This is a genomic window from Pantoea sp. UBA5923, assembly GCF_002431095.1.
Lineage (GTDB): Bacteria > Pseudomonadota > Gammaproteobacteria > Enterobacterales > Enterobacteriaceae > Pantoea > Pantoea piersonii.
The window spans coordinates 33,882-48,698 of sequence record NZ_DJDN01000066.1 but is presented as its reverse complement, the minus strand read 5'-3'; the positions used below and the strand labels follow the sequence as shown (position 1 = coordinate 48,698).

Genomic DNA, 14,817 nt, shown 5'->3' with positions numbered 1-14,817 from the left:
ATTATGTTCTCTCCGTTTTGCTCAGCCACATCTCATCCATCGACCCGCCGCGGATCTGCATCGGGTACACATGCTCGCTGCCGTCGACGGTGACGTCGACAAACACCAGGCGGCCCTTCGCCAGCGTATCCAGCGCCAGCTGCAGTTTCTCTTCCAGTTCGGAAGGATGCTGAATGGCGATGCCGACGTGACCATAGGCCTCAGCCAGACGCACAAAGTCCGGCAGCGACTCCATATAAGATTGCGAATGGCGGCCTGAATAGATCATATCCTGCCACTGCTTCACCATGCCGAGGACGCGGTTATTCAGGCTCAGCACCAGCACCGGCAGATCGTACTGCAGCGCGGTGGAAAGCTCCTGAATGTTCATCTGAATGCTGCCGTCGCCGGTCACGCAAATTACCGTTTCCTCCGGCAGCGCCATTTTAACGCCCAGCGCAGCTGGCAGACCGAAGCCCATGGTGCCGAGTCCGCCGGAGTTGATCCAGCGACGCGGCTTGTCAAAGGGATAGTAAAGCGCCGCGAACATCTGATGCTGGCCGACATCCGAGGTGACGTAAGCGTCGCCGTTGGTCAGGCGCCAGATCGTCTCGATCACCGCCTGCGGCTTAATCGCGTCGCTGCTGCGATCGAACGCCAGACATTTACGGCTGCGCCAGCCTTCAATGCTCTGCCACCAGTCGCGCAGGCTGTCAAAATCCTGCTTTGTCTCGCTCTGCGCCAGCAGCTCGAGCATCTGCTGCAGCGTCTGCTTCGCATCGCCAACGATAGGAATATCCGCCGCCACAGTTTTCGAGATCGAAGTAGGATCGATATCAATATGCAGTACCGTCGCGTTCGGGCAATATTTAGCCAGATTATTGGTGGTGCGATCGTCAAAGCGCACGCCGACGGCGAAGATCAAATCGGCGTTATGCATCGTCATATTGGCTTCGTAGGTGCCATGCATGCCAAGCATCCCCACCGCCTGACGGTGCGTGCCAGGAAATGCGCCCAGCCCCATCAGCGACGTGGTGACCGGAATATTCAGCTGCTCCGCAAGCTGCAGCAGCTCCGCTTCGCACGCCGAGGTAATCGCGCCGCCGCCAGCGTAAATAACCGGCTTATGCGCGGCGAGTAGCGTGTTTAAAGCGCGTTTGATCTGCCCTTTGTGCCCCTGGATGGTCGGATTGTAGGAGCGCATGCTCACCGACTCCGGGTAGACGTAAGGGAATTTGTTGGCCGGATTCAGAATATCCTTCGGCAGATCGATAACGACCGGGCCTGGCCGCCCGCTGGCCGCCAGCCAGAAGGCTTTTTTCAGCACCGTCGGGATCTCTTCGGTGCTTTTCACCAGAAAGCTGTGCTTCACCACCGGACGGGAAATCCCCACCATGTCGCACTCCTGAAAGGCGTCGTAGCCAATCAGCGAGGAAGGCACCTGACCCGACAGGATCACCAGCGGAATCGAATCCATATAGGCGGTGGCGATACCGGTAATCGCATTGGTTGCGCCGGGGCCCGACGTCACCAGCACCACGCCGACTTCGCCCGTGGCGCGCGCCAGGCCGTCCGCCATATGCACTGCGCCCTGCTCATGGCGCACCAGTACGTGATCAATTCCGCCGACGGTTTGCAGCGCGTCGTAAATATCCAGCACCGCACCGCCCGGATAACCGAACACCTGTTTTACGCCCTGATCGATCAACGAACGGACGACCATCTCGGCTCCTGACAACATCTCCATTTTCTGCCTCCAGGCTTGAGGAACTGAATCCACTGACGCTCGCTGTTCCAGCGCGCCACTGGCATCCTGCCCCAGTTTCGCCAGTTAAGATCAAAACCTTATGTTTATGCGCAGACGCCAGAATTCGTTTCCGACATCCAGATACAGAGAAATCTGCTTGGTTGATTGTTTTAAGAGTTGGTCGATTACCATAACCGTAGAAAACCCGGCAGGCAAACGTCAGACTTCGCGCTTATCGTTAAGCTGGCTTTAAAGCCTCTGCGCGATAAGTTGACCGCGCGCGGAATTATCTAATTCACTGGAAGTTAGGCAGAAGAAAATGCTGGAGACCAATTCATTTCCAGCGGGTTATAAGAAATAACAAAAAAATAATCCCGGCTCTTTCAGCCCACAATTTTCCTGCGAAATTCATTTCTGGCGTTATTAACTCTTAAATAAAGCTGACGCGCGACAATATGCTGCCCCAAAGCGGTAAAATAATTCTGGCCAGCAGGCTATGATCAATGATAAATAATTATGTCTTTCATATAGTTAAAATAATCACCCTCGATTGATAAGCCCGATTTACGCCCTGTTTTTTCAGGCATTACCGGTTCCACTAAGCTGGCGGTAAATCGCAGGATATTTTCCTTAGCGCGCGTTGAAAATGCCCTTTTGCTTATGGTTGACATCCCGTCCTGATTCCAGTACCAATATGTGCAGCACAAAATTTACGAGGTTCGAATCCATGTTTCATTCATTCCGCCTACTCGGTCTACTACTTAACGCATTCAGTTTGCGCGGTAGACTCGTGGGCAGAATCAAACACTGATTCGAACCTGCTGAAAGTTAAAAACCCGCGCCTTGCGCGGGTTTTTTTATGCTCGTTGCACGGTGAAGCTAACGAATAAGGATGAATACGATGAGCCAGCAAGTCATTATTTTCGATACCACTCTGCGCGACGGTGAGCAGGCATTACAGGCCAGCCTGAGTGTGAAAGAAAAATTGCAGATCGCACTGGCGCTGGAGCGCATGGGCGTAGACGTGATGGAAGTCGGCTTCCCGGTTTCGTCGCCGGGCGACTTCGAATCCGTACAGACCATCGCGCGCACCATTAAAAACAGCCGCGTCTGCGGACTGGCGCGCTGCGTCGAAAAAGATATCGATGCGGCCTATGAAGCGCTGCGCGTAGCGGAGGCCTATCGTATCCACACCTTCATCGCGACGTCGCCGATGCATATCGCCACCAAACTGCGCAGCACGCTGCCTGAAGTGATTGAGCGCGCGGTGCAGATGGTGAAACGCGCCCGTAACTACACTAACGACGTTGAGTTCTCCTGCGAAGATGGCGGCCGTACCCCAATCGACGACCTGTGTCGCGTGGTAGAGGCGGCAATCAACGCGGGCGCAACCACTATCAACATTCCAGACACCGTGGGTTATACCTTGCCGGGCGAATACGCCAGCATCATCAGCCAGCTGATCAATCGCGTGCCCAATATCGATAAAGCGGTTCTGTCGGTGCATACCCATGACGATTTAGGCATGGCAACCGGCAATGCGCTGGCCGCCGTCCAGGCGGGCGCACGTCAGGTCGAAGGCACGCTGAACGGCCTGGGCGAGCGCGCCGGCAACTGCGCGCTGGAAGAGGTCATTATGGCGATTAAAACCCGCCAGCAGATCCTGAACGTGCATACCAACATCAATCACCAGGAAATCTACCGCACCAGCCAGATGGTCAGCCAGATCTGCAACATGCCGATCCCGGCGAACAAGGCGGTGGTCGGCTCTAACGCCTTTGCGCACTCCTCTGGCATCCATCAGGACGGCGTGCTGAAAAACCGTGAAAACTACGAAATCCTGACGCCGGAATCGATCGGCCTGCACAAAATCCAGCTGAACCTGACGTCGCGCTCCGGCCGCGCCGCGGTGAAACACCGTATGGAAGAGATGGGCTACAAAGAGAGCGACTACAGCCTGGACGCGCTGTATGACGCCTTCCTGAAGCTGGCTGACAAAAAAGGCCAGGTATTCGATTACGACCTGGAAGCGCTGGCCTTTATCAACAAGCAGCATGAAGAGCCGGAATATTTCCAGCTGAACGAATTCAACGTGCAGACTGGCTCCAGCGTCACGGCGACCGCGTCAGTGCAGCTGGGCTGCGGCGAAGAGACTAAAGCGGACGCCGCCACCGGCAACGGCCCGGTCGACGCGGTTTACCAGGCGATCAACCGCATTACCGGTTTTGAAGCCGAGCTGATGAACTACAAGTTAACGGCGAAAGGCCACGGCGAGAACGCGCTGGGCCAGGTGGATATCGTGGTGAACTACAACGGCCGCAAATTCCACGGCGTCGGTCTGGCGACCGATATTGTCGAATCGTCTGCGAAAGCGATGGTTAACGCGCTGAATAACATCTGGCGCGCCAAAGAAGTCGAAAAAGAATTGCAGCGCAAATTTCAGAAGGAAACGGTGTAACTATGTCTACCTCTTCTCATATCGCAGTATTGCCTGGCGACGGCATCGGCCCGGAAGTTATGGCGCAGGCTCTGAAAGTGCTGGACGCCATTCGTCACCGCTTTGATATGCGTATTACCACCAGCGAATATGACGTCGGCGGCATCGCCATCGACCGTCACGGCGAACCGCTGCCGCCCGCCACCGTCGCGGGCTGCGAGCAGGCCGACGCGATTCTGTTCGGCTCGGTCGGTGGCCCGAAATGGGAACACTTGCCGCCCGCTTCACAGCCGGAACGCGGCGCGCTGCTGCCGCTGCGTAAGCACTTCAAACTGTTCAGCAACCTGCGCCCAGCCGCGCTCTATCAGGGTCTGGAAGCGTTTTGCCCGCTGCGCGCCGATATCGCCGCGAAAGGTTTCGATATCCTGTGCGTGCGCGAACTGACCGGCGGCATCTACTTCGGCCAGCCGAAAGGACGCGAAGGCAGCGGCCCGCATGAGCGCGCCTTCGACACCGAAGTCTATCACCGCTTCGAGATTGAACGCATTGCGCGCATCGCCTTTGAGTCTGCGCGCAAGCGCCGTAATAAAGTCACCTCGATTGATAAAGCCAACGTGCTGCAAACGTCGGTGATGTGGCGCGAGATCGTGAATGAAGTGGCGCAGGATTATCCCGATGTGCAGCTGAGCCATATGTATATCGACAACGCCACCATGCAGCTGATCAAAGATCCGTCGCAGTTCGACGTCCTGCTCTGCTCGAACCTGTTTGGCGATATTCTTTCTGACGAGTGCGCCATGATTACCGGCTCGATGGGCATGCTGCCCTCAGCCAGCCTGAACGAAGAGGGCTTTGGTCTGTATGAACCGGCAGGCGGCTCCGCGCCGGATATCGCCGGACAGAATATTGCTAACCCGGTGGCGCAGATCCTGTCGCTGTCGCTGCTGCTGCGCTACAGCCTGAATGCAGACGCCGCCGCCGACAGCATTGAGCGCGCTATCAGCCGCGCGCTGGAAGAAGGCTACCGCACCCGAGATTTGGCCGGTGACGGCCCCGCCGTCACGACTGATGAGATGGGCAGCATCATTGCCCGCTTTATCGCCGAGGAAAAATAAAATAATGAAAACCTTATACCAGAAGTTATTTGATGCACATGTCGTTCACGAAGCGCCTGACGAGACGCCGCTGCTCTATATCGACCGTCACCTGATCCACGAAGTGACCTCGCCGCAGGCTTTCGACGGCCTGCGCGCGCATGGCCGCAAGGTGCGTCAGCCGTCGAAGACGTTCGCCACCATGGATCACAACGTCTCGACCCAGACCAAAGACATCAATGCCTCTGGCGAGATGGCGCGCATCCAGATGCAAGAGCTGATCAAGAACTGCGCCGAGTTCGGCGTGCAGCTCTACGATCTGAACCACCCCTTCCAGGGCATCGTGCACGTTATCGGGCCTGAGCAAGGCATGACGCTGCCGGGTATGACCATCGTCTGCGGCGATTCGCACACCGCCACCCACGGCGCATTCGGTTCGCTCGCCTTTGGTATCGGCACCTCGGAAGTAGAACATGTATTCGCTACCCAGACGCTGAAGCAGGGTCGCGCGAAGACCATGAAAATCGAAGTGCTGGGCGAAGCCGCCCCAGGTATTACCGCGAAAGATATCGTGCTGGCGATTATCGGTAAAACCGGCAGCGCAGGCGGTACCGGCCATGTGGTCGAGTTCTGCGGCCCGGCTATCGAAGCGCTGAGCATGGAAGGTCGTATGACGCTGTGCAATATGGCGATCGAGATGGGCGCCAAAGCGGGTCTGGTCGCGCCGGACGATACCACCTTCAACTACCTGAAAGGTCGTCAGTTCGCGCCGCAGGGCGAGAAGTGGGAACAGGCGGTAGAGTACTGGCGTACCCTGAAGTCGGATGAAGGCGCGCACTATGACGCCGTCGTCACGCTGAACGCCGCCGATATCGCGCCACAGGTGACCTGGGGCACCAACCCAGGCCAGGTGATCGCCGTAGATCAGGCGATCCCGAACCCGGCCTCGTTTGCCGATCCGGTCGAGCGCGCCTCCGCTGAGAAAGCGCTGGCCTATATGAATCTGCAGCCGGGCATTCGCCTGACTGACGTGGCAATCGATAAGGTATTTATCGGCTCCTGCACCAACTCGCGTATTGAAGATCTGCGTGCCGCCGCGGCTATCGCCAAAGGGCGTAAGGTCGCGCCGGGCGTGGTCGCGATGGTGGTGCCGGGTTCCGGCCCGGTAAAAGCGCAGGCGGAAGCGGAAGGTCTGGACAAGATTTTCCTCGAGGCTGGCTTTGAATGGCGTCTGCCGGGTTGCTCAATGTGTCTGGCGATGAACAATGACCGCCTGAATCCGGGCGAGCGCTGCGCCTCCACCAGCAACCGTAACTTCGAAGGCCGTCAGGGCCGCGGCGGACGCACGCATCTGGTCAGCCCGGCGATGGCTGCCGCTGCCGCTGTTTCCGGCCATTTTGCCGATATCCGTGAACTGACAGGAGCTTAATCATGGCGAATAAATTTACTCAGCATACCGGCATCGTCGCCCCGCTGGACGCGGCGAACGTCGACACCGACGCCATTATTCCCAAACAGTTCCTGCAGAAGGTGACGCGCACCGGCTTTGGCGCGCATCTGTTTCACGACTGGCGTTTTGACGACGACGCGGGCACCGTACCGACCGCCAGCTTTGTGCTGAACAAGCCGGAGTTTCAGGGCACCAGCATTCTGCTGGCGCGTGAAAACTTCGGCTGCGGCTCATCGCGCGAGCACGCCCCCTGGGCGCTGACCGACTTTGGTTTTCACGTTGTGATTGCGCCGAGCTTTGCCGATATTTTCTACGGCAACAGCTTTAACAACCAGCTGCTGCCGGTTCGCCTCAGCGACGAGCAGGTCGACGAGATGTTTAAGCTGGTTGCGGCGCAGCCGGGCATTCGCTTTACCGTCGATCTTGAAGCGCAGACGGTGACGGCGGGCGATAAGGTTTATCCATTCGAGATCGACAGCTTCCGCCGCCACTGCATGCTGAACGGCCTCGACAGTATCGGTCTGACGCTGCAGCACGAAGCCGCTATCAGCGACTACGAACAGCGCCAGCCTGCGTTTCTGAATTAAGGCGGATAAAGCCTCAAGCCCAGACGACCCCAGAGTTAAAGCGCGGGTGGTATGGGCAGAGGAGCAAAGCCCAGGGCGACCACTGCGTCGCCCTTCCTTTTATACGTTCTTCACGCGTGCCGACATAGCGAACGCCGCGACAGCCAGCCCCAGCGCCAGCCAGTAGACCGCAATATGGCCGAAGCGCTCGCTTAACGTCCCCTGAATCACGCCCGCCAGAATCATCCCGGTAGAAATGGAGTTGGTGAACATTGTGGTCGCCGCCCCCGGCCTGCCCGGCATTAAATCCTGAAACCACAGCATGCCGATACCGGCGATAATGCCGATAAAAACCGCGTTAAACAGCTGCAGCGCCATCAGCGCGGTCTGCGAAGCGAACATCGCCAGCCCGGCGTAAAACAGGATGCCCGCCGCCAGCGCGATCAGCATCAGATTGCGCTTGCCGACGCGCTTCGCATAGTGCCCGGCCAGCAGCATCACCGGGATCTCCAGCCCAGCCGCCGTCCCCATCAGCAACCCCGCCAGCTTCTCCGGCAGCCCCAGCGTTACGCTGATATAAAGGGGCATATCGATGATATACATGGTATTGCAGGTCCACATAGTCATCGAGGCGATAAACAACAGGCGTACATCGCGGTCGCGCCAGCCGCTCAACGGCATACCGCCGCTCTGCATCAGCGGCGCGGCGCGCGGCACCGAAGGCAACGTAAACTTAATCAGCAGAATACAGAGCAGAAACAGCGCGGCCGCCACCAGAAAGAGCGTAACAAAGCCAAAGTTAAGCGCCAGCGCAAACGACAGCGGCGGGCCGATTACCCAGGCAAGCGAAAGCTGCGCGCGCATAACCGAGCTGAACATCACCGCTTCGCGCGCCGACTGGTCAGCATACTCGCGCGCCAGCGCGAAAATCTGCGGCATCGACACGCTGGCCAGCGCCGAGAGCAGCACGCCAAGCGTAATCAGCGTCAGATAGTGGCGGGTAAAAGCAAACAGCAGCGCGTTGCAAAAGGCCATCAGACAGCAAAAGAGGATCAGCGTGCGGCGATCGCCGCGGCTGTCGGAACGCTTCGCCACCAGCATGCTGACGGCAATGCCCGCGATGGCGTTAACGGTAAAAAACAGCCCTACCCAGAAGGGACGCGCCTGCACTTCACGGGTCAGAAACAGGCTCAGCGTCGGCGCCTGCAGCGCGCCGGCGACACCAATCATAAAAGAGGCTGCCATAAAGGCGAGAAAGACCGGATTAATACGGCGCTTCCGGGTTAACAGCGATTTCATAGCGAAATCCCTTTGAAGTTGAAGCAGGAAAAACAAGAAGATAAATTCTAACGCAACATAAAAAAGCCAGCAGAAAAAATCTCTGCTGGCGGTGTAATTGCACCCTACTCAGAAAAGATCCCGCCGCAGCGGCATCATGGTCGAGCGCCATTCAGGGGTGAATGCCTCCCGCTCTTCCAATAGTTCCAATTTTGCCCTTAATATGAGGCAGGAAAAACTGAGCGCTTTTCACAGGGAGTTCCTCTTTTATGTCCTCATCACGCCTCAAGCAGCAGTTCATCCGGCTGTGGCAAAGCTGTCAGGGCGAAAGCCAGCTGGTTACGCTAAACGAGCTGGCCGAGCGGCTGCACTGTTCACGTCGCCATATGCGCAACCTGCTCAATGCGATGCAGGAGGCAGGCTGGCTTATCTGGCAGGCGGAGGCGGGGCGCGGCAAACGTTCACAGCTCACCTTTTGCTACACCGGACTCGCGCTTCAGCAGCAGCGCGCTGAAGATCTGCTGGAGCAGGATCGCATCGATCAGCTGGTGCAGCTGGTGGGCGACAAGGCGGAAGTAGGTGAGATGATCCGCGCACATCTCGGCCGCAGTTTCCGACAGGGCAAACATATTTTGCGCGTGCTTTACTACCGGCCGCTGCTGAATCTGCTTCCCGGCTCGCCGCTGCGCCGTTCTGAAACGCATCTTGCTCGCCAGATATTTAACGGACTGACGCGCATAAATGAGGAAAATGGGGAAGTCGAGGCGGATATCGCCCATCACTGGCAGGCGCTTTCGCCGCTGCACTGGCGCTTTTACGTCCGCCCGGCGATCCGCTTTCATCACGGCCGCGAGCTGGAAATGGCGGATGTGATGGCAAGCCTGGAGCGCCTGCGTGCGCTGCCGCTCTTCTCCCATATCCGCCAGATCGATTCGCCCGCCCCCTGGACGCTGGATATCAGTCTCAGCGCGCCGGACGACTGGCTGCCGTGGCTGCTCGGCAGCGTCAGCGCCATGATCCTGCCGCGCGAGTGGCCGCAGATGCGCGACTTCGCACGTCATCCGGTCGGCACCGGCCCTTATCGCGTGGTGCGCAACCAGCACAGCCAGCTGAAGATCGAGGCGTTTGATGACTACTTCGGCTTTCGCGCGCTGATAGATGACGTCTCTATCTGGGTGCTGCCGGAGATTAGCGACGAACTGGTCTATTCCGGCGTGCGGCTGCAGGGCACCGCGGAGGATGAAAAACTGGAAGAGAGCCGCCTTGAAGAGGGCTGCTATTTTCTGCTGTTCGATCAGCGTTCGGCCCAGGGGCGCGACGCGGCTATCCGGCGCTGGCTCTGCCATCTGTTTAACCCTGTCGCCCTGCTCAACCATGCCGAGGCTGGCTATCAGCGCTACTGGTATCCCGCTTACGGGCTGCTGCCGCGCTGGCATCACCGCCGCGACCTGACGCCAGCGACGAAACCGCCCGGACTGGAGAGCCTGACGCTGACGTGGTACAGCCAGCATGTTGAACATGAGGGCATCGCCAACGCGCTGCGTCCGCTACTGGCGCAGCACAATGTGCGGTTGATTACCCGCGCGGTCGACTATGAGACCTGGCATCAGGGCGAAGCGGAAAGCGATGTCTGGCTCGGCAGCGTGAACTTCACCCTGCCGCTGGAGTATGCGCTGTTTGCCCAGCTTTATGAGATCCCGCTGCTGCATCGCTGCCTGCCGCTCGACTGGGAAGAGGATGCCGCGCGCTGGCGACGTAAAGCGCTGCCGCTTGCCGAATGGAGCAAACGGCTGCTGGACACAGACGGTGTGCATCCGCTGTTCCATCACTGGCTGCTGCTGGAGGGCCAGCGCAGCATGCGCGGCGTGCGGCTCAATACGCTCGGCTGGTTTGACTTTAAATCCGCCTGGTTCGCGCCGCCGACGCTGTGACGCTTTCCCCCTGCCGACGAAATGTCTAGAATGAGCCGTTCTCAACGGGGTGCCTGCAAAAGGCTGAGAGAAACCCGTCGAACCTGATTCGGTTAATACCGACGTAGGGATTTGAGAGGCTGCTACGCTCAGATCCTTTGCGACTCATAACAATTCTCCCCAAGGAGCGCAAAGTGGTTAAACAGATTCTCCCTCTGCTGATGTTACTGTCCTTGCCGGCGCTGGCGGCAAAACCTCTTCTGACCGTCTACACCTATGACTCGTTCTCTGCGGAATGGGGCCCCGGCCCGGCGGTGAAAAAAGCCTTCGAAGCGCAGTGCGGCTGCGAACTGCGCTATGTGGCGCTGGAGGATGGCGTCTCGCTGTTAAACCGCGTGCGCATGGAGGGTAAAAACAGTAAGGCCGACGTGGTACTCGGCCTCGACAACAATCTGCTGCAGGCCGCGCAGCAGACCGGCCTGTTCGCCAAAAGCGGGGTTGATACCCGCACATTGACGCTGCCGGGCGGCTGGCAGGATCAGACCTTTGTGCCTTTCGACTACGGCTACTTCGCCTTCGTCTATGACAAAAAACGCCTTAAAAACCCGCCGACCAGCCTGAAAGAGCTGGTGGAGAGCCCGGAAAAATGGCGCGTGATTTATGAAGATCCGCGCACCAGCACCCCAGGCCTGGGTCTGCTGCTCTGGATGCAGAAGGTTTATGGCGACAACGCGCCGGAAGCCTGGCAGAAGCTGGCGCGTAAAACCGTCACCGTCACCAAAGGCTGGAGTGAAGCCTACGGCCTGTTCCTGAAAGGCGAAGGCGATCTGGTGCTGAGCTACACCACCTCGCCTGCTTATCACCTTATCGAAGAGAAGAAAGAGAACTACGCCGCGGCGCCGTTCGCCGAAGGCCACTATCTGCAGGTTGAGGTCGCCGCGCAGCTCGCCAGCAGCAAGCAGCCGAAGCTGGCGCAGCAGTTTATGCAGTTTATGCTGACGCCTGCCTTCCAGAACGCGATCCCCACGGGCAACTGGATGTATCCGGTGATTAAAAGTGACCTGCCGGCAGGTTTCCAGACGCTTAGCGTGCCGCAAACCGCGCTCCAGTACAGCCCGCAGGAAGTGGCGCAGCAGCGCGCAAACTGGATCAGTGCATGGCAACGCGCCGTCAGCCGCTAATCCCGCTGTGGATGGTGCCCGGCAGCAGCGCCGCGCTGCTGCTGTGCGCCGTGGCGCTGCTGGCGTTCGGCGCGCTCTGGTTCAGCGCGCCGCAAGGCGACTGGCGCGCGCTGCTGCACGACAGCTATCTGCGCCATGTGGTGCTTTTCTCCTTCGCGCAGGCGCTGCTCTCCGCCCTGCTCTCGCTGCTGCCGGCAATACCGCTGGCGCGCGCGCTTTACCGCAGGCGCTTCCCCGGCCGTCAGCTGCTGCTGCGCCTCTGCGCCATGACGCTGGTGCTGCCGGTGCTGGTGGCGGTCTTCGGCCTGCTGACGGTCTATGGCCGCGTCGGCTGGCTGGCGCAAACCTGTCAGCTGCTCGGCATCGACTACCGCTTCTCCCCCTATGGGCTGCAGGGCATTCTGCTGGCGCACTGCTTTTTTAATCTGCCGCTGGCGACGCGCCTGATGCTCCAGACGCTGGAAAATATTCCAGGTGAACAGCGCCAGCTCGCCGCCCAGCTCGGCCTGCGCGGCTGGCACTTTTTCCGCCTGCTGGAGTGGCCCTGGCTGCGCCGTCAGCTGCTGCCGACCGGCGCGCTGATTTTTATGCTCTGCTTCGCCAGCTTCGCGACCGTCCTCTCGCTCGGCGGCGGCCCGCAGGCCACCACCATTGAGCTGGCCATCTTTCAGGCGCTGAGTTTCGACTACGATCCTGGCCGCGCCGCGCTGCTGGCGCTGATCCAGCTCGCTTTCTGTCTGACCCTGGTGCTGCTGAGCCAGCGCTTCAGCAAGGCGATCCCGGCTGGCCGGGCGCTGCTGCGCGGCTGGCGCGATCCGCAGGATTCACGGCGCGCACAGATCGGCGACGGTCTGATTATCGCGCTGGCGCTCTTGCTGCTGCTGCCGCCGCTGCTGGCGGTCGTCGTGGACGGGCTGCGCGGCGGACTAGGCGGTGCGCTGGCCGAACCGGCGCTCTGGCAGGCGACCATGACGTCGCTGCGTATCGCAATCGGCGCGGGCGCGCTCTGCGTCACGCTGACCATGATGCTGCTGTGGAGCAGCCGCGAGCTGCGTCTGCGCCAGCGCGCGCTGCCTGCGCAGCTGATGGAGACCAGCGGCATGCTGATTCTGGCGATGCCCGGCATCGTGCTGGCGACGGGCTTCTTTCTGCTGTTCAACGCCACCACGGGCCTGCCCGACTCGCCCGACGGGCTGGTCATCTTCGCCAACGCTCTGCTTGCTATTCCCTATGCGCTAAAAGTGCTGGAAAACCCGATGCGTGACAGCGCCGAGCGCTACGCTCACCTGTGCGCCTCGCTGGGCATCAGCGGCTGGAACCGGCTGTGGCTGATCGAGCTGCGCGCGCTGAAACGCCCGCTGGCGCAGGCGCTCGCCTTCGCCTGCGTGCTGTCGATCGGTGACTTCGGCGTAGTGGCGCTGTTTGGCAGCGCCGACTTCCGCACGCTGCCCTTTTACCTCTACCAGCAGACTGGCGCCTATCGCGGCGCGGACGGCGCGGTCACCGCCCTGCTGCTGTTAGCGATCTGCCTGCTGCTCTTTACCCTGATGGAAAAATTACCTGGCCGCCATGCTGACACTGACTAATCTGACCTACCTCTATCAACATCTGCCGATGCGTTTCAGCTTTAGCGCTGAGCGCGGCGAGCGGCTGGCAGTGCTCGGCCCGAGCGGTGCAGGCAAAAGCACGCTGCTCAGCCTGATCGCCGGATTTTTGCCGGTCAGCCAGGGCGTGCTGCGCATCGACGGCGCGGATCACACCCACAGCGTACCGGCGCAGCGTCCGGTTTCGATGCTGTTTCAGGAGAACAACCTGTTTCCGCACCTTAGCGTGCAGCAGAACATGGCGCTGGGCCTGCATCCTGGCCTGAAGCTGAACGCCGCGCAGCGGCAACAGCTGGAGGAGATTGCCCATCAGGTGGGATTAAGCGATCTGCTGACGCGCCTGCCGGGCCAGCTATCCGGCGGTCAGCGGCAGCGGGCGGCGCTGGCGCGCTGCCTGCTGCGCGACCGTCCGGTCCTGCTGCTGGACGAGCCCTTCTCGGCGCTCGATCCCGCCCTGCGCAATGAGATGTTGCAGCTGGTGCGACGCGTCTGCGAGGCGCGGGCCATTACCCTGCTGATGGTGTCGCATAGTCTGGAGGATGCGCAGCAGATTGCGCCGCGCAGTCTGGTGATCGTCGATGGCCGCGTCTACTGGGATGGCGCGACCGAAACGCTGCTGTCGGGCGACACGCGCGAGGCCGACGTGCTCGGCATCGCGCGCTCGTCAGGCAAAGAAGACGCGCCATAAAAGCTGGCGGAACATCGGCATCATCGGATGGAACTGGATCGCCGTAAAGGCGGCAATCGCGATGGCTATTCCCAGCGGCGCCAGCCAGCGCAGACGCTGCGGCGGCAGCCAGGCCGTGGCCCAGTCGCGGCTTTTGCCGCTGCGCCACCAGCGCCAGCCGAGCCAGCAGCCGAGCCAGACCAGCAGCGCGACCAGCAGCAGCAGCCACTTGAACGCACCGCTCTGCGCATCTTTCGGCACGTCGATCGCCACGCCCGCCAGGATGCCCGGCAGAAGATAGAGCGGCGGCCATAGCAGGCAGCCGATCAGGTTCGGCGGCAGAAACTTGCGCACCGGCAGCTCCAGCATGCCAGCCGCCAGCGGGATCAGCGGACGCGTCGGCCCGACGAAACGCCCGACCAGAATAGTGAACATACTGTGCTGGTGCAGCGCGTGCTCGGTTTTATCCAGCAGGCCCTTATACTTTTGCAGATATTTCCAGCGGTGCAGCGGTCCCTGAAACTTCCAGCCGATGCCGTAAGAGAGCCAGTCGCCCAGCAGACAACCGACAAAGCCCGCCGCCCACGCGGGATAAAGCCCAATCTGTCCGCTGCCAACCAGCGCGCCCAGGCTTGCCATCATAACGGTGCCCGGCAGCAGCAGGCCGACAAAGGCCAGCGATTCAAGAAAGGTCACCAGCGCAACGGCGATAAGCGCGTACTCCAGCGACTGCGTAAACAGATGTTGAATCCAGGCTTCCATAACCTTCCTTAACAAAATTTCGAAGCTGGATTGTCCAGAGGCGGCGCAACAGCGTCAAGGTAAGAATTGTAGGGCGATGTTGACAAAAGCGCGCCGCACGCACTGGATAAATAACCATGTTATACTCTGGCTGTTTTTCCCC

At 59.8% G+C, this 14,817-nt stretch carries 12 protein-coding genes and 1 riboswitch; of the genes, 9 read left to right on the top strand and 3 right to left on the bottom strand.

From position 1 onward, the window contains the following. Position 1: 1 nt before the first annotated feature. Positions 2-1,726, bottom strand: coding sequence for an acetolactate synthase 3 large subunit (gene ilvI, locus B3797_RS15315; RefSeq protein WP_311791523.1), 1,725 nt, complete (start codon positions 1,724-1,726; stop codon positions 2-4). Between the two features lie 646 nt (positions 1,727-2,372). On the opposite strand from ilvI, the gene leuL reads away from it, so the two are divergent. The 5 genes from leuL to leuD all read left to right on the top strand — a co-directional run bounded on the left by leuL (position 2,373) and on the right by leuD (position 7,294). After that, entirely contained in the window at positions 2,373-2,537 is a 165-nt protein-coding gene (gene leuL / locus B3797_RS19630) for a leu operon leader peptide (RefSeq protein WP_414693096.1), read from the top strand. Positions 2,538-2,627: 90 nt separating this feature from the next. Further along, complete coding sequence (gene leuA / locus B3797_RS15310) at positions 2,628-4,184, top strand: 2-isopropylmalate synthase (protein WP_311783104.1); 1,557 nt, start codon at positions 2,628-2,630, stop codon at positions 4,182-4,184. 2 nt (positions 4,185-4,186) lie between these two features. Continuing rightward, on the top strand, positions 4,187-5,278 hold the full coding sequence (leuB, locus tag B3797_RS15305; RefSeq protein WP_269949502.1) for a 3-isopropylmalate dehydrogenase: 1,092 nt from the start codon (positions 4,187-4,189) through the stop codon (positions 5,276-5,278). Between the two features lie 4 nt (positions 5,279-5,282). Continuing rightward, positions 5,283-6,686, top strand: a complete 1,404-nt coding sequence (gene leuC / locus B3797_RS15300; RefSeq protein WP_120455691.1) for a 3-isopropylmalate dehydratase large subunit — start codon at positions 5,283-5,285, stop codon at positions 6,684-6,686. 2 nt (positions 6,687-6,688) lie between these two features. Beyond that, the gene (gene leuD, locus B3797_RS15295) at positions 6,689-7,294 is read left to right on the top strand and encodes a 3-isopropylmalate dehydratase small subunit (protein ID WP_269949504.1); all 606 of its coding nucleotides are present in this window, start codon (positions 6,689-6,691) and stop codon (positions 7,292-7,294) included. 99 nt (positions 7,295-7,393) lie between these two features. Here the strand turns inward: leuD and B3797_RS15290 are convergent, their stop codons facing one another. Then, positions 7,394-8,572: an MFS transporter gene (locus B3797_RS15290; protein ID WP_311783106.1), complete on the bottom strand. Its 1,179-nt coding sequence runs from the start codon at positions 8,570-8,572 to the stop codon at positions 7,394-7,396. A gap of 248 nt (positions 8,573-8,820) precedes the next feature. On the opposite strand from B3797_RS15290, the gene sgrR reads away from it, so the two are divergent. From sgrR to thiQ, 4 genes are all read left to right on the top strand, one after another. After that, positions 8,821-10,482, top strand: coding sequence for an HTH-type transcriptional regulator SgrR (gene sgrR, locus B3797_RS15285; RefSeq protein WP_311791522.1), 1,662 nt, complete (start codon positions 8,821-8,823; stop codon positions 10,480-10,482). Between the two features lie 35 nt (positions 10,483-10,517). Then, a riboswitch (TPP riboswitch) is annotated at positions 10,518-10,610 on the top strand. A gap of 45 nt (positions 10,611-10,655) precedes the next feature. After that, positions 10,656-11,642, top strand: a complete 987-nt coding sequence (gene thiB / locus B3797_RS15280; RefSeq protein ID WP_311791521.1) for a thiamine ABC transporter substrate binding subunit — start codon at positions 10,656-10,658, stop codon at positions 11,640-11,642. Continuing rightward, complete coding sequence (gene thiP / locus B3797_RS15275) at positions 11,618-13,228, top strand: thiamine/thiamine pyrophosphate ABC transporter permease ThiP (RefSeq protein WP_311791520.1); 1,611 nt, start codon at positions 11,618-11,620, stop codon at positions 13,226-13,228. Before thiB ends, thiP begins: the two co-directional genes overlap by 25 nt. Further along, complete coding sequence (thiQ, locus tag B3797_RS15270) at positions 13,212-13,934, top strand: thiamine ABC transporter ATP-binding protein ThiQ (RefSeq protein ID WP_311791519.1); 723 nt, start codon at positions 13,212-13,214, stop codon at positions 13,932-13,934. Before thiP ends, thiQ begins: the two co-directional genes overlap by 17 nt. Here the strand turns inward: thiQ and B3797_RS15265 are convergent. Beyond that, positions 13,911-14,675 carry a DedA family protein gene (locus tag B3797_RS15265; protein WP_311783111.1) on the bottom strand — a complete coding sequence of 255 codons (765 nt, stop codon included), beginning with the start codon at positions 14,673-14,675 and terminating at the stop codon, positions 13,911-13,913. The two genes, thiQ and B3797_RS15265, sit on opposite strands and share 24 nt — an antisense overlap. Positions 14,676-14,817: the final 142 nt, after the last annotated feature.